The organism is Mesorhizobium sp. (assembly GCF_965229135.1).
Taxonomy (GTDB): Bacteria; Pseudomonadota; Alphaproteobacteria; order Rhizobiales; family Rhizobiaceae; genus Mesorhizobium.
The window spans coordinates 2,618,275-2,640,341 of record NZ_OZ245860.1 but is presented as its reverse complement, the minus strand read 5'-3'; the positions used below and the strand labels follow the sequence as shown (position 1 = coordinate 2,640,341).

Annotated in this window: 17 protein-coding genes; 7 read left to right on the top strand and 10 right to left on the bottom strand. The window is 62.6% G+C overall.

From position 1 onward, the window contains the following. The first annotated feature begins 55 nt into the window (after positions 1-55). Positions 56-691 carry a TetR family transcriptional regulator gene (locus ACO07C_RS12605; RefSeq protein WP_421914488.1) on the top strand — a complete coding sequence of 212 codons (636 nt, stop codon included), beginning with the start codon at positions 56-58 and terminating at the stop codon, positions 689-691. Between the two features lie 40 nt (positions 692-731). On the opposite strand, the gene ACO07C_RS12600 is transcribed toward ACO07C_RS12605, so the two are convergent. Further along, complete coding sequence (locus ACO07C_RS12600; RefSeq protein ID WP_421914487.1) at positions 732-4,217, bottom strand: PAS domain-containing hybrid sensor histidine kinase/response regulator; 3,486 nt, start codon at positions 4,215-4,217, stop codon at positions 732-734. A 247-nt stretch (positions 4,218-4,464) separates the two neighbouring features. On the opposite strand from ACO07C_RS12600, the gene mscL reads away from it, so the two are divergent. Continuing rightward, positions 4,465-4,884 carry a large conductance mechanosensitive channel protein MscL gene (gene mscL, locus ACO07C_RS12595; RefSeq protein WP_421914486.1) on the top strand — a complete coding sequence of 140 codons (420 nt, stop codon included), beginning with the start codon at positions 4,465-4,467 and terminating at the stop codon, positions 4,882-4,884. 102 nt (positions 4,885-4,986) lie between these two features. Beyond that, complete coding sequence (locus ACO07C_RS12590; protein ID WP_421914485.1) at positions 4,987-6,153, top strand: pyridoxal phosphate-dependent aminotransferase; 1,167 nt, start codon at positions 4,987-4,989, stop codon at positions 6,151-6,153. Positions 6,154-6,411: 258 nt separating this feature from the next. On the opposite strand, the gene hemA is transcribed toward ACO07C_RS12590, so the two are convergent. Beyond that, entirely contained in the window at positions 6,412-7,689 is a 1,278-nt protein-coding gene (gene hemA / locus ACO07C_RS12585) for a 5-aminolevulinate synthase (protein ID WP_421914484.1), read from the bottom strand. Positions 7,690-7,955: 266 nt separating this feature from the next. Between hemA and galE the strand changes: the two genes are divergently transcribed. Beyond that, positions 7,956-8,951, top strand: a complete 996-nt coding sequence (galE, locus tag ACO07C_RS12580; protein WP_421914483.1) for a UDP-glucose 4-epimerase GalE — start codon at positions 7,956-7,958, stop codon at positions 8,949-8,951. 111 nt (positions 8,952-9,062) lie between these two features. Then, positions 9,063-10,313 (top strand): D-amino acid dehydrogenase, encoded by a 1,251-nt coding sequence (locus ACO07C_RS12575; RefSeq protein WP_421914482.1) that lies wholly within the window; start codon positions 9,063-9,065, stop codon positions 10,311-10,313. Between the two features lie 80 nt (positions 10,314-10,393). On the opposite strand, the gene ACO07C_RS12570 is transcribed toward ACO07C_RS12575, so the two are convergent. The 8 genes from ACO07C_RS12570 to ACO07C_RS12535 all read right to left on the bottom strand — a co-directional run bounded on the left by ACO07C_RS12570 (position 10,394) and on the right by ACO07C_RS12535 (position 18,221). Next, positions 10,394-10,900, bottom strand: coding sequence for a hypothetical protein (locus tag ACO07C_RS12570; RefSeq protein WP_421914481.1), 507 nt, complete (start codon positions 10,898-10,900; stop codon positions 10,394-10,396). Positions 10,901-11,083: 183 nt separating this feature from the next. Beyond that, positions 11,084-12,448: an FGGY-family carbohydrate kinase gene (locus tag ACO07C_RS12565; protein WP_421914480.1), complete on the bottom strand. Its 1,365-nt coding sequence runs from the start codon at positions 12,446-12,448 to the stop codon at positions 11,084-11,086. Beyond that, the gene (rhaM, locus tag ACO07C_RS12560) at positions 12,445-12,762 is read right to left on the bottom strand and encodes an L-rhamnose mutarotase (RefSeq protein WP_421914479.1); all 318 of its coding nucleotides are present in this window, start codon (positions 12,760-12,762) and stop codon (positions 12,445-12,447) included. Before rhaM ends, ACO07C_RS12565 begins: the two co-directional genes overlap by 4 nt. Further along, entirely contained in the window at positions 12,762-13,757 is a 996-nt protein-coding gene (locus ACO07C_RS12555; RefSeq protein ID WP_421914478.1) for an ABC transporter permease, read from the bottom strand. Before ACO07C_RS12555 ends, rhaM begins: the two co-directional genes overlap by 1 nt. Then, positions 13,754-14,731, bottom strand: coding sequence for an ABC transporter permease (locus ACO07C_RS12550; protein ID WP_421914477.1), 978 nt, complete (start codon positions 14,729-14,731; stop codon positions 13,754-13,756). The genes ACO07C_RS12555 and ACO07C_RS12550 overlap by 4 nt, the downstream gene beginning before the upstream one ends. Then, the gene (locus tag ACO07C_RS12545) at positions 14,728-16,287 is read right to left on the bottom strand and encodes a sugar ABC transporter ATP-binding protein (RefSeq protein ID WP_421914476.1); all 1,560 of its coding nucleotides are present in this window, start codon (positions 16,285-16,287) and stop codon (positions 14,728-14,730) included. Before ACO07C_RS12545 ends, ACO07C_RS12550 begins: the two co-directional genes overlap by 4 nt. An 80-nt stretch (positions 16,288-16,367) precedes the next feature. Next, positions 16,368-17,363 carry a rhamnose ABC transporter substrate-binding protein gene (rhaS, locus tag ACO07C_RS12540; protein WP_421914475.1) on the bottom strand — a complete coding sequence of 332 codons (996 nt, stop codon included), beginning with the start codon at positions 17,361-17,363 and terminating at the stop codon, positions 16,368-16,370. Between the two features lie 54 nt (positions 17,364-17,417). After that, on the bottom strand, positions 17,418-18,221 hold the full coding sequence (locus ACO07C_RS12535; RefSeq protein ID WP_421914474.1) for a DeoR/GlpR family DNA-binding transcription regulator: 804 nt from the start codon (positions 18,219-18,221) through the stop codon (positions 17,418-17,420). A gap of 188 nt (positions 18,222-18,409) precedes the next feature. Here ACO07C_RS12535 and ACO07C_RS12530 point away from each other — a divergent pair, with 188 nt between their 5' ends. Together ACO07C_RS12530 and rhaI are read left to right on the top strand one after the other, a co-directional pair. After that, positions 18,410-20,512, top strand: coding sequence for a bifunctional rhamnulose-1-phosphate aldolase/short-chain dehydrogenase (locus ACO07C_RS12530; RefSeq protein ID WP_421914473.1), 2,103 nt, complete (start codon positions 18,410-18,412; stop codon positions 20,510-20,512). A gap of 164 nt (positions 20,513-20,676) precedes the next feature. After that, entirely contained in the window at positions 20,677-21,969 is a 1,293-nt protein-coding gene (gene rhaI, locus ACO07C_RS12525; protein ID WP_421914472.1) for an L-rhamnose catabolism isomerase, read from the top strand. The last annotated feature ends 98 nt before the right edge of the window (positions 21,970-22,067 follow it).

Genomic DNA, 22,067 nt, shown 5'->3' with positions numbered 1-22,067 from the left:
CCCTCAAAATACGAATAATCCTTCAGATTTCCAATTCGCATTGCCGAGGTGCGACATGGCCGAGCGCCCAAGTCCTTCAATTTCTTCACGAAAGCAGCCGAAGCAGACGCGCGCCACGGAGCTTGTCACCGCGATTTTGGAGGCTGCTGTTCAGGTTTTGGCGAGCGAGGGCGCGCAGCGTTTCACCACCACGCGCGTGGCGGAAAAGGCCGGCGTCAGTGTCGGTTCGCTCTATCAGTATTTCCCCAACAAGGCGGCGCTGTTGTTCAGGCTCCAGAGCGATGAATGGCGGCAGACGGGCGGCTTGTTGCGCGACATCTTTGAGGACACCCGGCAGCCACCGCTCGATCGGCTGCGTTCGCTGGTCCACGCCTTCATCCGCTCGGAATGCGAGGAGGCCGCCGTGCGTGGTGCGCTCAATGACGCTGCACCGCTCTACAGGGATACGCCCGAGGCGCGCCAGGCGCGGGCCTCGGGCGAGCGCACCGCCCAGGCCTTCATGCGGGAAGCGCTGCCAGATGCGCCGGACGCTGTCCGCGCCTTGGCCGGCGAACTGATCATGATGACCCTCAGTGCGGTGGGAAAGGATTTCTCGGGAAGTCCCCGAACATCCGCGGAGATCGAGACCTACGCCGACGCGATGGCCGATATGTTCTGCGCCTATCTTGAAAGCCTTGGGAGCCGGGCTTGACGCACTCGGTTAGCCGGCGAACTATTGCGCTCCCTTGATGTCACTCCGCCGCCTTCGCCAGTGGCCGGATACGCGCCATCATCGAACGCAGCGCCGCTGGCTTCAACGGCTTGTTGATCACCTGCACGTCGAGCCTGTCGGCGGCGGTGCGCACCTCGTTCGAACGGTCGGCGGTGACAAGCACGGCCGGGATGTCTTCGCCATGGACAGTGCGCAGTTTTCGGATGACGCCAAGACCGGTTTCGCCGTCGAGATGATAGTCGGCGAGGATGATATCTGGACGATGCGCTCCGGGCCCGCCGAGATCCCGTGAGCCGGAAGCGGTGTCGACGATACAGCCCCATCCTTCAAGCAACAGGCGCATGCCTTCGAGGATGCGGGCATCATTGTCGATGCAGAGAACGCGGAGCCCGGCCAGCGAAGTGGTGGCGCGCGCTGGGGCCTTGGCTTCGACCTCGCGGCGCGCCTGCACGGCCGCGACTGGCAGGATGACCGAGAAACGCGTGCCCTTGCCGGGATTTGAAAAGATCCGGATTTCGAGACGCAGCACCCGGGCGAGGCGGTCGACAATGGAGAGGCCGAGGCCGAGGCCCTCGGCCTCGCGCGCGCCTTCATCGAGCCGGGTGAATTCGTGAAAGACAGTGTTCAACTTGTCGCCGGCAATGCCTATGCCGGTATCGATGACCTGGATCTCGGCCAATTCGCCGCGCCGCCGCACGCCCACCAGCACACGGCCATGGCGCGTGTATTTGATGGCGTTGGAGACGAGATTCTGGATCAGGCGGCGCAGCAGGTTGCGGTCCGTCATCACGCTGAGCGACGACGGCATGATCGTCAGGTCGAGTTTCTTTTCGGCGGCCAGCGGCCGGAAGTCATTGCCGATCTGCCTGAGCAGTCCATCCAGGCTGAAGCTGGTGTCATCGGGCTTCATCGCACCAGCATCGAGGCGGGAGATATCGAGCACCGCGCCAAGGATGGTCTCTACCGATTCCAGCGATGTTTCGATGTTGACCGCTGCCTTTCCCGCCGCCCCCTTGCCGGCCTTTTCGATCAGCGACGAACAGTAGAGACGGGCGGCGTTCAGGGGCTGCAGGATGTCGTGGCCGGCGGCCGCGAGAAAGCGCGTCTTGCCCAGATTGGCCTCCTCTGCCAGCATCTGCGCCTGCGCCAGCTCCTCATTGACGCGGGTGAGTTCGATCGTGCGGTTCTTGACGCGCTGCTCCAGCGATTCATTGGCACGCTTCAGCGCCAGGTCCTGTTCCACGCGCCCGGAGATATCGGCGTAAGTGGCGACGATGCCGCCGTCCGGCATCGGATTGGAGCGCAGTTCCAGGATGCGGCCACTGGTCTTCAGTTCCATCTGCCACGGGCTGACGAAGCTGGTCAGGCGGTTCAGCATTGCCACCCGCTGGTCGGCCGGAATGTCGCCGCGCTCGGCAAGGTGATACAGGATGCGGTCGAGCGAGACGCCGACCTGGCCCATCTCGTCGGGCAGGTCGAACAGCGCACGATATTGGCGGTTCCAGCAGATCAGGCGGAAATCCCGGTCGAAGACGGTGATGCCCTGTTCCATCTGGTCGAGCGCGATCTGCAGCAGGTCGCGATTGTGCTGCAAGGCCTCGGTGGCGTCGTCGAGCAGGCGGAAGGCGTCCTTGGATTCACGGTCATTGCGCCGCAACAACAACTCGAGGATCAGACGCGCGGAGGAGGAGCCGACGGCGCTGGCCAGCAATTGCTCGGCGAAGCGGATCACGTCCATGCTTGCCTGCTCGTTGCCCTGCAGCGACGTGCCGCTGTTCTTTTCGAAGGACTGAAACGAGCGTTCCGTGCGTTCGACGCCGAGATAGCGCGAGATGGTGTCCTTGAGGTCGTTGACGGTGATGGCGGTGCGGAAGCGGCGCAGGCTCGGCATCGGCCCGGTCTCGCGAGGCACGAAGATGGACGCCTGGATGCGCTCGAGCGGCACCGACGCGCGGGAAAGCGAGCCCAGGACGAAGAACAGCGTGTTGATCGAGAGGCTCCAGAGCACGCCGTGGTTCAGTGGCTCCGCGACGGTGCCGAACAGTGCCTGCGGCCTCAAGGCGTCGAAGCCGAACAGGCCACGGACGATAATGTCGGCATCGGGTGCGGCGAGAGAGGGCAAAAGCAGTGTGTAGCCCCAGACGAGGATACCGGCGGCCATCCCAAGTGTCGCGCCCCTGCCGTTGGCGCCACGCCAGATCAACCCGCCGATCAGGGCCGGCGCGAACTGGGAAATGGCCGCGAAGGACATCAGGCCGATCGATGAGAGCCGCGCGCTGTTGGTGCTCTCGCGGTAATAGAGGAAAGCGACGAACAGCATGATGAAGATGGATGCGCGTCGCACGTTGAGGATCAGCGTCGACCAGTCCTCGTTCTCGGAGGTCGTGGTCTTGAGCAGGCGGCGCACGAACAGCGGGATGACCAGGTCGTTGGAGATCATGATGGATAGCGCGACGCTCTCGACGATCACCATCGCTGTCGCGGCCGACAGGCCGCCGATGAAGGCTGCCATGGCCAGCACGTCATGGCCATTGAACAAGGGCAGCGACAGCACATAGAGGTCGCTGCTGGTCCTGGTGCCAACCAGCGCAAGGCCGGCGAAGGCGATCGGCAGCACGAACAGGTTGATCGCCACGAGATAGAGCGGAAACACCCATGTCGCTGTGCGCAGTTCGGCCTCGCCGCGGTTCTCGACGATGGTGACGTAGAACTGGCGTGGCAGCATGATGATGGCAAAGCCGCTGATGCCGGTCAGCACCAGCCAAGTCGCTGGCGATGTCGAATAGCTCATCGCCTGGCGGACCGGCGTATTCTCAGCGAGTTTGGCGAACATGTCGGCCGGGCCGCCGAAAACAAGGAAGGTGACCATCAGGCCGATCGCCAGGAAGGCGGCGAGCTTGACCACCGTCTCGACGGCGACCGCCAGCACCAGCCCGTCCTGGTGCTCGGTGGCGTCCGCATGGCGGGTGCCGAACAGCACCGCAAACAGCGCAAGCAGCATGGCCACGACCAGCGAGATGTCGCTGACGAACGGGTCGAATGACGGGGGCGAGCCGGTATAGTGCTCGACCATCAGGCTGACCGAGCCGGAAATCGCTTTCAACTGCAGCGCGATATAGGGCACAGCGCCGATGGTGGCGATCAGCGTGGCAATGGCGGCGACGCTGAAGCTCTTGCCGTAGCGCGCCCCGAGGAAGTCGGCGATCGAGGTGATCTTCTCCGATTTCGCCAGCCTGACGAGGCGGTTCAGCAGCGGAAAGCCGAACACGAAGACCAGCACCGGGCCCGTATAGATGCCCAGGAATTCAAGGCCCCGCTCCGAGGAAAGGCCGACAGAGCCGAAAAAGGTCCAGGAGGTGCAATAGATGGCGAGGCTGAGCGCGTAGATGAAGGGCCGCGCTCGGCCAGGACCCGATGTGGCCGAACGCCGGTCACCCAGGCTTGCGATGGCAAAGAGCAACGTCACATAGGCAATCGCGATGATGACGATGAACCAGCCCTGCACGCCGCAAGATCCTCCCTTCGCCGAATTTGTCCGGTCTGCCCCAGACGCAATCACAGCTTGCCGGTCAAGTCCATCGCGGCTTTGGGAGCAGGACGACTGAAGCATCACGCTGTGGCGACGGCGAGAAACCGGTTGCTTTCCGCTTTTTACCCATTTTGCAACCGCAGGTTTTTGCTATGCTATTTGCGGGTCGGCGCCGGACGAGGGGTGGAGCGGCAGCGCGGCTTGTGAGGACAGGAGGGTCAAAATGCTGAAAGAATTCCAGGCATTCATTTCCAAGGGCAACGTTATGGACCTTGCCGTCGGCGTCATCATCGGCGCTGCGTTTGGCAAGATCGTCGATTCTCTTGTCAACGACATCATCATGCCCTTCATCGGCGCGCTCGGCGGCGTCGACTTTTCCAACTATTTCATCGGCCTGTCGCACAACGTCACGGCCACCAATCTGGTCGATGCGCGCAAGCAGGGCGCCGTTTTCGCCTACGGCAATTTCATCACCGTGGCGTTGAACTTCGTCATCCTCGCTTTCATCATCTTCCTCATGGTGAAGGCGGTGAACAATATGCGCTCGCGTCTGGAGAGAGAGAAGCCGGTCGCTCCGCCTGCTCCGCCGCCTGCCGATGTCGCTCTGCTCACCGAAATTCGCGATCTCCTTGCCAGGAGATAACAGCACGGGATTGCTGGACCAAAGCCCCGGTCGCTCGCGGCCGGGGTTTTTCGTTTTCCCATCTGGTAGAGAGCAGCAACCCCAAGCAAAACGGACCCGTAGATGAGCCTGATCGAGACCTTGCGCGCCGAAGCCCGGGCCGCGCCCGAAAGCGGCATTGTCGCCGTCGTCAACCATGGCCGCCTGCGCGAAGGGTTGATCCCGCTCTGGGCTGGCGAGGGCGACCTGCCGACGCCCGCCTTCATCAGCGATGCCGCCGCTCGGGGATTGGCTGGCGGAGAGACGTTCTATACCTGGCAGAAGGGCATTCCCGATCTCAGGCAGGGCCTTGCCCGCTACTATGCCAGGCATTTCGGCAAGACCTTTCCCGAGGAAGAATTCATTGTCACCGGATCCGGCATGCACGCGATCCAGCTGGCGCTCGCCGCGCTTGCCGGCGCTGGCGACGAGGTGATCTACCTGTCACCGGCCTGGCCGAATTTCGAGGCTGCCGCGGCGATAGCGGGAGCCGTGCCGGTGCCGGTCACGCTTGATCAGTCCGGCAATGGCTGGTCCTGCGATGTCGAGAAGATCGCGGCGGCGATCACGCCGCGCACAAGGGCGCTGTTCATCAACACCCCGTCCAATCCCACCGGCTGGACCGCCGACCGCGAGACGTTGCAGGCGATCCTCGATCTTGCCCGGGCGCGGAACCTGTGGATCATCGCCGACGAGATCTATTCGCTGTTCCACTACGGCCACGGCCGCGCGCCGTCCTTCCTCGACATCGCAGCGTCGGAGGACCGCATCCTGTTCGTCAACAGCTTCTCCAAGAACTGGGCGATGACCGGCTGGCGCGTCGGCTGGATCAAGACGCATCCCGCCTTGCAGCAGGTGTTCGAGAATCTGATCCAGTATTCGAACTCCGGTGTCGCCCAGTTCATGCAGCGTGGCGCGGTCGCGGCTCTCGATGAAGGCGATGCATTCATTGCCGGACAGGTGGAGCGGGCGCGGGCGGCCCGCGATCTGGTTTGCGGTATCCTGGGCGCAACGGGCCGGACGCGGTTCACGGTGCCGCAAGGCGCGTTCTATCTGTTCTTCACCATTGATGGCATCACGGATTCACGCGGCGCGGCGTTCGATATCGTCGACAATGCCAATGTCGGACTGGCGCCTGGTACGGCCTTCGGTCCGGGCGGCGAAGCCTTTCTCAGGCTGTGCTTCCACCGCCGCCTCGATCAGATCGAGGAAGCCGCGCACCGGCTGGCGAAGTGGATGAAGACTGTCTAGCTACGCCGCTGACGAAGCCGAATTGAAAATCGCTTCGATGAGTCAGCTGGCGTGGGTTTCGAGAACCGGAGCGCGGCGGACATTTAAGTCCGTGAGCATGTGCATGACCCCGAAGATCGGAACCGATCTTCGGAAAGGATCATGCGCCAAATTAAGAGTTGCTACAGCGTCCTTTGCGCGTCCATACGGACGCGCGGCGCTGTAGGAAGCGCAGAAACCCGAGTCAGATGGCCGTCGGAGTAGAGTTTCGAACGGGCTTCAGCCGCCTGACTTGGGCACCAGCAATGGAATGATCCGGTCGGTCTTGGCGACCGAAGGTCTGCCCGCGGAGCCGTAGGGAATGCCAAGCGCATCCCACGTCTCGACCAGCGCATCCTGCAGCGAAGCGATCAGTTCGTCCGAATGGAACGGCGTCGGCGTGATGCGCAGCCGTTCCGTGCCGCGCGGCACGGTCGGGTAGTTGATCGGCTGGATATAGATGCCGTGCACACCGAGCAGGCGGTCGCTTGCCATCTTGCACAGTTCCGGATCGCCGACGAGCAGAGGCACGATATGGGTCGGCGATTCCATCACCGGCAGGCCTGCCGCGGCAAGTATCTGCTTGGTCCGCGTCGCCTGCAGCTGCTGCGAGTCGCGTTCGGCCTGCGAACGCTTCAGATGGCGGATGGAAGCGGTGGTGGCGGCGGCAAGGGCCGGCGGCAGTGCGGTGGTGAAAATGAAGCCGGGCGCATAGGAACGCACGGCGTCGATGACGGCGCTGTTTCCGGTGATGTATCCGCCCAGCGTTCCGAACGCCTTGGCCAGCGTGCCCTGGATGATGTCGATTCGATCGGCCAGGCCTTCGCGCTCGGTGATACCGCCACCGCGCGGTCCGTACATGCCGACGGCGTGCACTTCATCGATGTAGGTCATGGCGTTGTGGCGCTCGGCGAGATCGACGATCTGCTTGATGGGAGCAATGTCGCCGTCCATCGAATAGACGCTTTCGAAGACAATCAACTTGGCGCGCTCGCGGCCGGCTGCCTGCAGCAGGCTTTCAAGATGCGCGACATCGTTGTGGCGGAATATCTTCTTCTCAGCGCCGGAGCGTCGCACGCCTTCGATCATCGAGGCATGGTTCAACTCGTCCGAGATTATCAGGCAGTTGGGCAGCAGCCGCGCGATGGTCGAGATCGATGCTTCGTTGGAGACGAAGCCCGAAGTGAAGACCAGTGCGGCTTCCTTGTCATGCAGGTCGGCAAGTTCGAGTTCGAGCTCGACCAGCGGGTTGCTGGTGCCGGAAATGTTGCGGGTGCCGCCGGCGCCCGAACCCATCTTGCCCGCGGCGTTCTGGAACGCGGCGATGACGTCGGGATGCTGGCCCATGCCCAGATAGTCGTTGGAGCACCAGACGGTGATTTCCTCGGCACGTCCGTTGGCACGCCAGATGGCGCGCGGAAACTTGCCCGCGATGCGTTCCAGGTCGGCGAAGACGCGGTAGCGACGCTCGGCATGGAGCTGGTCGATCGCTTCTTCGAAGAACCGCTGATAGTTCATGTCGGTTTCCCAATTTTTGCGCGGGATCATAGTCATTGGCCTATTCGGCGTCCACCGGGCCTATTTGGTCAAAATGCCACGCCCCAAGCCTGTTCCTAACGTCGCCGGATCGTGGCCTATTCCCTTGATGTGGATCAACTCTGTTTCAGAACGATGCCACACGCCGGCAAGACTGTTTACCGTGGACTGTAATGGTTCGGTCACGGGCTTTCCATATGGCTGTCGATGAGACAGTTTCCTGTAAATCTTGATCCGCGAGGACGCGAATGACGGTTTTGGTCACGGGCGGCGCCGGCTATATCGGCAGCCACATGGTCTGGGAGTTGCTTGATGCGGGTGAGAGCGTCGTCGTTCTCGACCGTCTTTCGACAGGTTTCGAATGGGCGGTGGCGCCCGAGGCAAAGCTGGTCGTCGGCGATGTCGCCGACAAGGAACTGGTCGGCTCCATCATCAGGGGCAACAAGGTCGATGCGATCATCCATTTTGCCGGCTCGATCGTGGTTCCTGAATCGGTCGCCGACCCTCTTGGCTACTACGAGAACAACACCTGCAAGACGCGCACGCTGATCGAAACGGCGGTGCGCGAAGGCGTGCCCAACTTCATTTTCTCATCGACCGCGGCCGTCTATGGCGGCGCCGGACTGGAGCCGGTGCGCGAGGATGCCCGCCTGGCGCCGGAATCGCCCTATGGCCTGTCGAAGCTGATGAGCGAATGGATGTTGCGCGACGCGGCGATCGCGCACGGGCTGCGCTATACGGCGCTGCGCTATTTCAATGTCGCCGGCGCCGACCCCAGAGGCCGCACCGGCCAGTCGACACCGGGTGCCACGCATCTGATCAAGGTCGCCTGCGAGACGGCGCTCGGCAAGCGCCCGTTCATGCAGGTGTTCGGCACGGATTACGAGACGCCCGATGGCACCTGCATGCGCGACTACATCCATGTCAGCGATCTGGCGGCGGCGCACCGCCTGGCGTTGCAGCGGCTGCGCGCAGGCGGTCAAAGCCTGGTCGCCAATTGCGGCTATAGCCATGGCTATTCGGTGCTCGAGGTCATCGACAGTGTGCGACGCGCCTTTGGCCGCGATTTCGAGGTGAGGATGGGTGATCGACGCCCAGGTGACGCCGCGGCGGTGGTTGCCAATTCGGACCTTGCCCGCGCGGAGTTCGGCTGGACCCCGCAGCGCGACGATCTCGACCAGATCGTTGCCGATGCTCTGGCCTGGGAACGCATCCTGACCAGCAAGAATTCGGCGCGCGGCTGAGGCCAGCCCGCCGCCATCCAAGGGGTCGCAAGTCGCACAGGGAACCGCTATTGAAGACGCTTGGCGGAGGCGCATGGCGGTGCGTGCCCGCAGCTCGTTGAGGGGGGTGGCATGAAGATATCGGTGCTCGGGGCCGGCGTCGTTGGCACGGCGGCGGCATACTATCTGGCCGCCGATGGCCACGAAGTCACCGTCATCGAGCGCCACCCGATGGCGGCGCGCGGCACCAGCCAGTCGAACGCCGGCCTGGTCTCGCCTGGAGACGCCACCGCCTGGGCCTCGCCCGCGGCGCTCAGGACTTTCCTGCGCGGGCTCTACAACCATGATCTGGGCATCAAGGTACGACTGCGCTTCGACCCGTATTTCCTGGCCTGGAGCCTGCGTTTTCTGCGCCAGTGCACCTTTGCACGCATGCGGGCGAACACCGATATCAAGCTGCGCCTGGCGCTCTATTCCCGCGACTGCATCAACGCCGTCTCGGCGGACACCGGCATTCATTATGATCAACGAAGCCGGGGCATTCTCTACTTCTTCCGCTCGCAGCGCAGTCTGGACACCGGCACGGCCAACTACCGCTATCTCGCGGAGCACGGACTGCCCATCGAGATCGTTGACCGCGACCGGCTCGTCGAGCTGGAACCGGGCCTCGCCGGCGCCAGGGACAAGATCGCCGGCGGCGTCTATTCACCGATCGACCAGACCGGCGATTCAAGCCAGTTCACGCGCAACCTCGCCGCCTACGCGGCGGAGAAACTCGGTGTCCGCTTTCTCTACGGCACGACGGTCGAAGGCCTCGATATCGAGGGCGACCGGGTCCGCGCCGTGATGACTTCGGCCGGACCGATCGCCGGCGACGCGGTGGTGATCTCGATGGGACCGGAGAGCGGCCTGCTCGGCCGCCGCTACGGCATCGACCTGCCTGTCTATCCGGTCAAGGGCTACACCGCGACCATCCCGTTGGAGGATGAGAGCAAGGGGCCGACCATGGGCGGGGCGGATGAAGACCAGTTGATTGCCTATTCGCGACTTGGCAACCGGCTGCGGCTCGCCTCGACCGCGGAATTCACCGGTTTTGACCGCACGCACAAGCCATCCGATTTCGCCGCCATGTTCAGGACTGGCAAGGATCTTTTCCCAGGCGCCTTCGACGAGAAGAAGGCCGAGCTCTGGGCCGGCTTGAGGCCGATGATGCCCGGTTCGGTACCGGTGATCGGACAGGCGCGCTACACGAACCTCTACCTCGACACCGGACACGGCCATCTCGGCTGGACGATGGCCTGCGGCTCGGGAAAATTCCTCGCCGACCTCGTCGCGGGCCGCACGCCGGAGATCGATCCGCAAGGATTGACCTATGCCGGGTAAGTGATGCCCGGGCTGCTTGCCGCGGACCGGACATCGTCTGCCCATGGGATCGAGGTGTGGCGGTTCCTCGGCGACCAGCTCTATCTTTGCAGGGACTTTCGAACACGCACGAACGGTGCCGGATCGATAAGGTCGTTCTGGTTGAGCGCGCGGCTCGCACAGCAGCAACAATAGCAGTAACACATGCTAGCGCCGAGCGGACCGATCTTGAGGGCGTAACGCTTGTCCTTGGGAATATACATCCAATCCCCGGCATTCAGCTCGATGCCGTCATAGTAGACCGAGCCGGACATGATGAAGCGGACGCCGTCATTGTCGTGTGAATGTTCTCCCACTTCGGCGTTGGCGGCGGAGGCGGTGATGAAGAATTGCCCGCCTTCCAGATAGAACGGCAACTGCCACTTCACGAACCCGCCCGGAAGCTGCTCACGCGGAACGCCGAGGAGGTTGCACAGGGCGACCGCCTCCTTGTCCCGTGAGGTGAGTATCCGCGAATTCATCTTATGCCCTACCTTTGCAAGAGCTTCATCGATGCGCTTCTTGCCGTCGGCGAAATCTATATGCGTCGGTTTGAAAGTCGTTGTCATTTTGGGATCTCCATTCGGGAAAAAGGCAAATATCGATCGACGCCAATTTACATTGGGCGGCATATGGACAACTTAACGTGTAATTATTGGCTAAAAATATGATGCAACAATGTGATTGGTTTCACATTTTTTGAAATAATGCTTCCATTCGGAAGTATTCGGCCCGTGCCAAAAGAGAGCGTCCTAGATGGCTGACTTCCAGCGCCGCGCGTAGTCTGCCCAATCTGGATCGGCTGGCGGCTCCGTTCTTTCGCCTTTGCCTTGGGCACTACCACGATCTGAAGCCAGCAAGGCCGCGCCGATGCTGGTGCCGGTCGCGGCTTCCGAGGCGATCACGGAGCGTGAGGTGGCGGCGGCCAGCATGCGTGTAAAAAGCCGGTTGCGGGCGAATGGTCCCTCGACGATGGCCGGGCCATCGGCCCCGATCAGGTCGAGGCACACGGCGGTCATGAGTGCGAGATAGAACGAGATGGCGACGAAGCGCTGGCCGTTGGTCATGCCTTCGGCATGGAGCCATTCCGCCGCATGAGCCGGAAACGGCCCCGAACCCTGCTGGGTCGACGGCAGCAGCAATGTCTTGCGGGAGAGCGCGTCGGTGACATCGGCATCGGTCCAGTCCTCCGGCACGTCTTTCGTCAGCACGGAAAATTCGCGGCCACCCATGAAGCGCGCGGAAGGGACCGGGGCACCTAGCGCGTTGACATTGACCAGCGTATCGCGTGCCGGATCGAGCGCGACCTGCCGACCGCCGACCGCCATCGACACTACCCAGGTGCCGGTCGAGACAACGCAGAAGGGCGGCGCGTCGGATAGAAGATGCGGCAGCAGCGAGGCGTTGGAATCGTGCAGGCCGCGGAAGACCGGCGTTTGTGGATCAAGCCCGGTTCGCCGGGCAACCGCCGGCAGGATCGGGCCCAACCGTTCCCTGGCTGGCCGCACCGGCGCCATCAGCTCTCGCCACCCCAAGCGGTCGACCAATGTTGAAAAATCCGCCTCCCAAGGGTTCCACAAATCGGTGTGGCAGCCAAGCGAGGTGACCTCATTGCTGGCGACACCGGTCAGCCGCAGGGCCCAGTATTGCGGGTACATCAGTATCGCGGCGGCCTTGCCGAACTGCGCCGGGAAACGCTTCTGCTGCCAGAAGAGCTGCGCGCCAAGGTTGAGACCCATGGGAAGGCGCGGCGTACCGGTCTCGGCGAAGGGCGGCCGGACCGCATCGTAGTCCGCCGCCAGACTGTCGGGACCATCGAACTCATAGTCGAGCACCGGCAGCACCAGTTCGCCCGTGGCATCCACCAGCGCGCCGGTCGCGCCATGCGTGGTGATCGATATGGCATCGATGCGCTGTTCGCGGTTGAGCGCTGCCAAGCTGTTGAGGATGAACGTCCAAAGCGATTCGACATCGTGATGCGGATAGGGCGCCTGCTGCGACGGCGCATTCTTCATGCGGCGCAGCGTGACCTCGCTCGATGTCGTGAGGTCGACCAGCGCCACCTTGGCGTTGGTCTTGCCGATATCGATGACGGCGATGTGGCGGATCGCGCTCATCCCATATGGAACATGGTTTCCAGGGGCAATGCCACCGGCTCATTGTCGGGTCTGGTATCCATGATATCGGCCATGTGAGCCCACCAGCGCTGCATCACGGGCTGTTTCGGAAGCTCGCCCATGGCGTGGTCGTCGCGCCGCCACAGCACGCCGAACAGGATGTTGGTCTCCTCGTCCAGATGGATCGAATAATCGGAAATGCCGGCCTGCTTCAGCAGTGCGACCAGAGAAGGCCAGATCTCGTCATGGCGCTTCCTGTACTCAGCCTTCATGCCGGGCTTGAGCTTCATCTTGAATGCGTATTTCTGCGGCATCAGCGTCCTCCGCGCAGCCGCCGCCAGACGATCGGCAGTGCGATGACGATGATCAGCAGCATGCCGATGAAGATCGACATGACGATGCCCGGCACGTTGAGCAGTCCAAGCCCGAAAGTCACCAGTCCCATGATGAACGCCGCGAGCACGACGCCCAGAATGCTGCCCGCGCCCCCGAGAATGCTGACGCCGCCGAGCACCACCATGGTGATGACTTCGAGTTCATAGCCTTGCGCGATCGATGGCCGTGTCGAACCGAGCCGCGAGGTGATCAGCACCGACGCGATGCCCGACATAAGCCCGGTCAGGCAGAACAGGATGAACTTGATCCGCCCCACCCGCACGCCGGAGAACTGTGCCGCGACCGGGTTGTTGCCGATGGCGAAGACGCGGCGTCCGAAACTCGTGCGGTGCAGCAGGAACCAGTAGACGACCGCCGCCATGGCGAACAGCACCAGTTCGAACGACACCACCCACCAGACGTAGCCCTGGCCGAAGAAGGCGAAGCTGTCTGGATAGCCCTTGTAGGCCTGGTCGCCGAGGATGATGAAGGCTATGCCGCGAAACAGGCTCATCGTGCCGATGGTCACGACGATCGAGGGCAACCCCAGCCGCGTCACGAGCAGCCCGTTGAACGCGCCGCAGCCGAGCCCGACGACAATGCCGATCAGCACTAGAAGCGGCGTGTCGGCGCCGGCCTGCACCGCCATGCCCATCATCGTGGAGGCGAGCGCGATGATGGCGGCGACCGAAAGGTCGATTTCGCCGGAGATGATCAGCAGCGCCATGGCGAAGGCGATCAGGCCCTTCTCGGTGAAATTGAAGGTCAGGTCCGAGAGCGAGTAGGGGTCGAGGAAATAGGGCGAGGCGAAGCTGTTGACGGCGAAGATGGCGACGGCCACCAAGACCAGCAATGCTTCCCAGGAGAAGATCGCCGCACGCAGCGGCTTGTCCAGCCGGTCTGGAATGTGGCGCGGGGCAGGGATGTCGGTCATGCCGCCTCCGCCTTTCTCAGGATGATGCGGCCCTGCTGGCGCTCGCCGCGCGCATTGAGCACGACGGCCAGGATGATGGCGCTGCCCGAAATCGCCATCTGCCAGAAGGGCGAGATGTTGATGACGGGGAGTGCGTTGGAGATGATGCCGAGGAACAGCGCGCCGAGCACGGCGCCACCGACCGAGCCGATGCCCCCGGCGATCGAAATGCCGCCGATGACGCAGGCGGCGATGATGTTCAGCTCATAGCCATTGGCGACTTCGACGGACGCGATCACATAGCGCGAAATCCAGAGATAGCCCGAGAGGCCGCCGATCATGCCGGAGATGCAGAAGACGATGAACTTCGTCCGGCCGACATCGATGCCGGCATAGACCGACGCCGTCGGGTTGACCCCGATTGCATAGATCGAGCGGCCAAGCGCCGTGCGTGTCATCAAAAGGAAGAACGATGCGATGACCAGGATGGCGATCCAGGACAGCACCGGAATCCCCAGGATGGCGGCGCGCTGAAAGTCGATGAAATCCGGGCTCATCTTGTCGGCATTGACCCAGGCGCCGCCGGAAATGACGAAGGTGGCGCCGCGATAGATTGTCAGCGTGCCCAGTGTCACCACGATCGAGGGGATGTTCAGCCGCCACACCAGAAGGCCGTTGATGGCGCCGAGCACCAGCCCGACCGCCAACGCAATAACGATCAGCAGCGGGATCGGGATCGCCGGATGCGCGGCGTTCAGCATCGCCACCACCATGCCGGTGAAGCAAAGGTTGGACGCCATCGACAGGTCGATCGACCGGGTCAGGATGACCGCCATCTGGCCAAGCGCCAGGATCATCAGGATAGAGGTGTCGTTGAACACCTGGCGCAGATTGCCGGGGTCGGCGAAAGCTGGGAAGCGGGTCGAGATCAACCCGATCAGAACGACGATAGCCGCCGCCAGCCAGATTTCACGATACTTCAGCAAGGTCTTCATGCCGCGATACCCGCCGCGGTCCTGACCAGCGTCTCGGCGTCCAGCCCCTTGTTGTCGTAGACAGCGGCGACGAGGCCTTCGCGCATGACGACGACGCGGTCGGACATGCCGAGGATTTCCGGCAACTCGGACGACACCATGATCACCGAAAGGCCCTGCGCGACCAATTCTGCCATGAAGCCGTGCACGGCCGCCTTTGAACCGATGTCGATGCCCTTGGTCGGCTCGTCCAGGATGATCACCTTGGGTGCTGTCGCCAGCCATTTGGCGATGACGATCTTCTGCTGGTTGCCACCTGACAGCGTGCCGACATCCTGGCTGAGCGAGGACGCCCGCAGGTCGAGCCGTTCGGTATAGGAGCGGGCGAGCGAGAACTCCTCGGCCAGTCGCAGCAGGCCGGATTTCGACGTGCGCTTGAGCGACGGCAGGGAGATGTTCTGGAAGATCGGCAGGCCGATCACCACGCCCTGCTTGCCACGCTCCTCGGGCACATAGACGATACCGGCATCGATGGAGTCCGCCGCCGATCTTGGCGCGATCGCCTTGCCCTCGAGTGTGATCGTTCCACCCGACGTGCGGGTGATGCCCGATATCGCCTGCATGACCTCGCTGCGTCCAGCGCCGACAAGTCCGTAGAAGCCAAGGATTTCGCCCTTGTGAAGCTCGAAGCCGATGTCGTTGAACTCGGTCGGATGCGACAGGCCTGAGACGGTAAGCACCGGCGCGCCAATCTCGGCCTTGCGCTGCGGGAAGATGTGATCGACCGAGCGGCCGACCATCATGCGCACGATCTGGCTCTGGCCGGCATCCTTGATCAGGCCTTCGCCGACCATCTCACCATCGCGGAAGACCGTGTAGCGGTCGGCGATGCGGTAGATCTCGTCGAACTTGTGGCTGATGAACAGGATCGCCTTGCCTTCTTCCTTGAGGAACTCGACGAGCAGGAACAGCTCCTCGATCTCCTTCATCGAAAGCGCGGCGGTCGGTTCGTCCATGATGACGATCTGCGCGTCGATCGACATGGCGCGCGCCACGGCGACCAGATGCTTGTTGGCGATGCCGAGATCCTTCAGCCGCGCGTCGGCGTCGATATGGCCGGCATGCATGGTGTCCAGCACTTCCCGCGCGTTCTTGCGCATAGTGCGCCAGTCGATGGTGCCGAAGCGCGAGCGCGGTGCGTGGCCGAGAAAGATGTTTTCGGCCACGCTCAGGTCGTCGAACAGCACGGTTTCCTGATGAATGGCGGTGACGCCGTGGCCGAAGGCGGCGTGCGCACTGGGCAGGACGACAGCCTGGCCGTCGATGCTGATGGTTCCCGCATCGGGCTGGTAGATGCCCGTCATGATCTTGACCAGCGTCGACTTGCCGGCGCCGTTTTCGCCGATCAGTGCGGTCACCTGGCCGGGATAGAGCGACAGGCTGACATTGTGCAGCGCGCGCACGCCAGGGAAACTTTTGGAGATGCCCGAGAGTGTCAGTCGCGGGCTCGCGCTTTGAGCCGGGCCCGAAGGCTTGGGCTCATTCGTCTCTGGTTTGCGCCGGGCTGTCGTGTCCATATCCGTATCAGGCCCTGAGCAAGGTCCGTTTGAAGATGCGGCGGGACGATCGCCCCGCCGCAAGCTTGAAGGCGCCAGGATCAATAGATCTTGGAGAACTTCTCGATGTTGGACTTGTCGAACTGGAAGGGCGGAGCCATCGCAGCCGAGTTGGTGTCGTCGAGCGTCACCTTGCCGACGCGGCCGATCGAGAGCGTGGCGCCGGGCTTGGCCACTTCCTTCTTCACGGCCAGGTCGTGAGCGAGGTAGACGGCGGAGTAACCGAGATCGATCGGGTTCCAGAGGGCAACGGCCTGTGAAGCGCCGTTGTCGATGAACTTCTTAAACTCGGACGGCAGGGCGAGACCGGTGACGTTGACCTTGCCGATCAGCTTCTCGTCGGTGACAACCTGAGCGGCGGCGACGACGCCGACGGTGGTCGGCGCGATGATCGCCTTCAGGTTCGGATAGGACTTCAAAAGGCCCTTGGCCTCGTCCGTGCTCTTGGCCGAGTCGTCATCGCCATAGACAGTGGCGACGAGTTTGATCTTGGGGAATTTCTCCGGCAGGATTTTCTTGGCCGCGTCGATCCAGGCGTTCTGGTTGGTCGCGGTGGAGGAGGCCGACAGGATGGCGACGTCGCCGCCTTCCGGCAGATAGTCGGCGGCAAGCTTGATGATGGTCTCGCCGATCAGGCCGGTGTCGGATGGGTTGAGGTGAAGCTGGCGGCCTTCCTTGGCGACACCCGAATCCCACGAGATGACGGTGATGCCGCGCTGCATGGCTTTCTTCAGCACCGGCACCAGCGCGTCGGCGTCATTGGCTGAAATGGCGATCGCGTTGACCTTTTGGGCGATCAGCGAATTGACCACTTCGATCTGCGCTTCGGCGGTCGCCTTGGTCGGGCCGGTGTAGATGATGTCGACGTCGCCGAGTTCCTTGGCCGCCTCTTCGGCGCCCTTGTTGGCGGCATCGAAGAAGCCGTTGCCGAGCGACTTCACCACCAGCGCGATCTTGACGTTCTCGGCATAGGCGGCATTCACGAACATGGCGGCGGAAAATGCCGCCGTAACCATCAATTTCTTCAGAAAGCTCATCGTTATCCTCCCTTTAGCGTTGCATTCCATCGCCACTGCGGGCGTGAGATCGTCTCAGGCCTGCAGTGAAGATTCTTCCTTTGCCGATTTGCGGGCGACGATCAGCGTCACACCGGCGGTTTCCAGCATTTTGGCTTCGCGATCCTCGATGCCGTCATCGGTGATGACCGTGGCGATGCGCGACAGGCCGCATAGGATCAGGCTTGAGCGTTTGCGGAATTTTGATGAGTCGATCAGCACCACCAGTTCATCGGCCTGGTCGATCAGCTTCTGCTCTGCCTGGATCAGCAGCGGGTCGGCTTCCATGAGGCCGAGCGGTCCCAGCCCCTGGGCGCCCATGAACATTCGGCGCGCGTAGAAATTGCGCGTCACGTCATTGTCGAACGGCGACAGGATGATGTTCTGCTCGCGGTAGATAGTGCCGCCCGACAGCATGACCGTATTCTTGGAATGCTTGAGCAGATGCTCGGCGATCGGAAAGGAATTGGTGAAGATCGGCATGCGGTGGCCGGTCAGGAAATGCACCATCTGGAAGGTGGTCGTGCCGCCATTGATGATGATCGGCTCGCCGTCCCTGCACAGTTCCACCGCTTCGCGGGCGATCGCCCGCTTCTGCGCGGCGTTGATCGTCTCGTTGACGGAGAAGGGCCGGCCGGCAAGGCCGATGAACTGCGGCGGCGAGATCGCCTCGGCGCCACCACGCACACGGCGCAGGCGCTTCTGCACATGCATGGCCGCGATATCGCGCCGGATCGTCGCTTCGGAAGAGTCCGTCAGGTCGACCAGTTCCTGCACCGTCACCACAGGCTTTTCCTGGACGGCGGACAGAATGATCCTGTGACGTTCTTTCTCGTGCATGGTTCCTCCCCTTGCCAGCCCATCTAGGCACTCAAAACGCGCAGTGTCAATCATTTCCGATCAGATATTTTCATGTTGCAGTGCAATATGATCGAATTTGATCGTTTGTGATTGACAAGATCGTCGCTTCCGTGGACATTCATGCAAAAGGGACGGCGTCGTTCGCGCGTCCCATGGGAGGATATCCAATGCTCGACAAGCGCTCCGGCACGCGCCTCGCCAATCTTTGGGACGAGGCCAAGGCATCGGCGATGAGCGAACCGGAACGCCTTGTCTATCGTTCCAATGTTCTCGGCTCCGACAAGCGCGTCACCAATTATGGCGGCGGCAACACCTCGTCCAAGATCTGGCAGAAGGACCCGCTCACCGGCGAGAATGTCGAAGTGCTGTGGGTCAAGGGCTCGGGCGGCGACAGCGCCTCGATCAAGCTCGACGGCTTCGCCACGCTCTACATGGACAAGCTGCGCGCGCTCAAGAGCCTGTATCGCGGCGTTGAGCACGAGGATGAGATGGTCGGCTTCCTGCCGCACTGCACCTTCAACCTCAATCCACGTGCTGCCTCCATCGACACGCCGCTGCACGCATTCGTGCCGAAGCCTTACGTGGACCACATGCATCCCGACGCGATCATCGCCATTGCCGCAGCGAAGGATTCCAGGGCGCTCACGCAGCAAATCTTCGGCGACGCCATCGGGTGGCTGCCGTGGAAGCGGCCGGGCTTCGAACTCGGCCTGTGGCTGGAGAAATTCTGCCTCGAACATCCCGCCGCCAAGGGCGTCATCCTCGAAAGCCATGGTCTGTTCACCTGGGGCGACACGCCCAGGGAATGCTACGAAACGACGATTTCGGTGATCAACCAGGCAATCGACTGGTTCGAGCGTCGGTCCGAGGGCAAGCCCATCTTCGGCGGCGAGGTGGTCAAGTCGCTTGATGCCGCCGCCAGGCGGGCAATCGCCGCGAAGCTGATGCCGAGGATTCGCGGCCTGATCTCGGAAAAGAGCCACAAGCTCGGCCATTTCGACGATTCCTCCGCCGTGCTCGAATTCGTCAACTCCAGGGACATGCGTCCTCTGGCGGCACTTGGCACCTCGTGCCCCGACCATTTCCTGCGCACCAAGATCCGGCCGCTGGTCATCGAGTTCGACCCGGCAAAGCCTGACGTCGATGCCGTCATCGCCCGCCTCGCCGACGACGTTGCGGCCTATCGTGTCGGCTACCAGGCCTATTACGACAGCTGCAAGCATGCTGACTCGCCCGCCATCCGCGATCCCAACGCCGTCGTCTATCTGATGCCGGGCGTCGGCATGTTCACCTTCGCCGGTGATAAAGCAACGGCGCGCATCTCCGGCGAGTTCTACGTCAACGCCATCAACGTCATGCGCGGCGCCTCGACCGTCTCGTCCTACGTCGGCCTGCCCGCGCAGGAGGCCTTCAATATCGAATACTGGTTGCTCGAGGATCTGAAGCTGCAGCGCATGCCGAAACCTAAGTCGCTGGCGGGGCAGATCGCACTGGTCACCGGCGGCGCCGGCGGCATTGGCCGTGCGACGGCCAACCGCCTGCTGCGCGAAGGCGCCTGCGTGGTATTGGCCGATATCGATGAGGCCGCGCTCGCCAACGCCAACGACGAACTGGCCAAGACCTACGGCAAGGATTTCGTCCGGCCTGTGATCATCAACGTCACATCGGAGGAGCATGTCGTTTCGGGCTTTGCCGAAGCGGCGGTCGAATACGGCGGCATCGACATTCTGGTGTCAAATGCAGGGCTGGCCTCCTCGGCGCCGATCGAGGAGACGACGCTGGCGCTGTGGAACAAGAACATGGACATCCTGTCGACCGGCTATTTCCTGGTCTCAAGGGAAGCGTTCCGGCTGTTCCGAGCCCAGAAGATCGGCGGCAACGTCGTCTTCGTCGCCTCCAAGAACGGTCTTGCCGCTTCGCCCAATGCAGCCGCCTATTGCACGGCCAAGGCCGCCGAAATCCACCTCGCGCGCTGCCTCGCGCTGGAAGGGGCGGAGGCGCAGATCCGGGTCAATGTCGTCAATCCCGACGCGGTGTTGCGAGGCTCCAAGATATGGACCGGCGAGTGGAAGGAACAGCGGGCCGCCGCCTACAAGATGTCGACCGACGACCTGGAAGAGCACTACCGCTCGCGCTCCATGCTGAAGCGGTCTGTGTTCCCCGAGGATATCGCCGAAGCGATCTATTTCTTCGCCTCCGACATGTCGGCCAAGTCGACCGGCAACATCATCAATGTCGATGCCGGCAACGCGCAGAGCTTTACGCGATAATCGTCTGACGGCGGCGCTGCCCCTTACCCTATCCCCGTGAAGAACGGGGAGAAGGGGCGCCGGCGCCGGAGTGCTTGCCTTCTCCCCGTACCTATACGGGGAGAAGGTGCCGGCAGGCGGATGAGGGGCAGCGCTGCCCGAACATATTTTGGGAGGAACCGCACTTGTCCGAAACCATCATCTCCGCCGACGTCGTCGTCAAGGACAACGCCGCGCGCAAGGCCGACCTCGAGCGCGACTACGCCTCACTCGGCGAACGCCTAGACCGCCGCGGCATCGCCATCGATGCAATCCGCGACAAGGTCGAGAAATTCGCGGTGGCGATCCCTTCCTGGGGCGTCGGCACCGGCGGCACCCGATTTGCCCGTTTCCCCGGCGCGGGCGAACCGCGTGATATCTTCGACAAGATCGAGGACTGCGCCGTCATCCAGCAATTGACCCAGGCGACGCCGACCGTCTCCCTGCACATTCCATGGGACAAGGCCGATCCGAACCGGCTCAAGCAGGCCGCCTCGCGCTTCGGCCTCGGCTTCGACGCCATGAACTCCAACACCTTCTCGGATGCCAGGGACCAGAAACTCTCCTACAAATTCGGCTCGCTGTCGCATGCCGATGCCGCCACGCGGCGACAAGCAGTCGAGCACAATCTCGAATGCATCGAGATCGGCAAGACGCTGGGCTCCAAGGCGCTTACTGTGTGGATCGGCGACGGCTCCAACTTCCCCGGTCAGGTCAATTTCGCCAGGGCATTCGAGCGCTATCTCGACGCGATGAAGGAGGTCTATGCCGGACTGCCGGACGACTGGAAGCTGTTCACCGAACACAAGATGTACGAGCCGGCCTTCTATTCAACCGTCGTGCAGGATTGGGGCACCAACTACATGATCGCGCAGGAGCTCGGCGACAAGGCGTTCTGCCTCGTCGACCTCGGTCACCATGCGCCGAACGTCAACATCGAGATGATCGTTTCGCGGCTTATCCAGTTCAAGAAACTCGGCGGCTTCCATTTCAACGATTCGAAATATGGCGATGACGACCTCGATGCCGGGTCGATCGATCCTTACCGGCTGTTCCTGGTCTTCAATGAACTGGTCGACGCCGAGCTCTCCGGCGCCGAGGGTTTCGATCCCGCCCACATGCTCGATCAGAGCCACAATGTCACCGATCCCATCGAAAGCCTGATGCTGTCGGCGGTCGAGGTGCAGCGCGCCTATGCCCAGGCGCTGCTGGTCGACCGCAAGGCACTGGAAGGCTACCAGGACAGCAGCGACGCGCTGATGGCCACGCAGACGCTGAAGGCCGCCTATCGCACGGATGTCGAACCGATCCTGGCGATGGCGCGGCTGAAGACCGGCGGCGCCATCGATCCGGTAACGGCCTATCGCGCGGCCGGTTACCGCGCCAAGGTTGCCGCGGAGCGTCCGGCTGTCGCTGGCGGATCGGGCGGGATTGTCTGAAGCGAACTCACAGCTGATGTTGCCCCTCACCGGGTTGCTTCGTGATGGGGCATTTTGTGAATGGACTCGGTCTCTGCGAGAGGGTCTTCTAGGCTTCC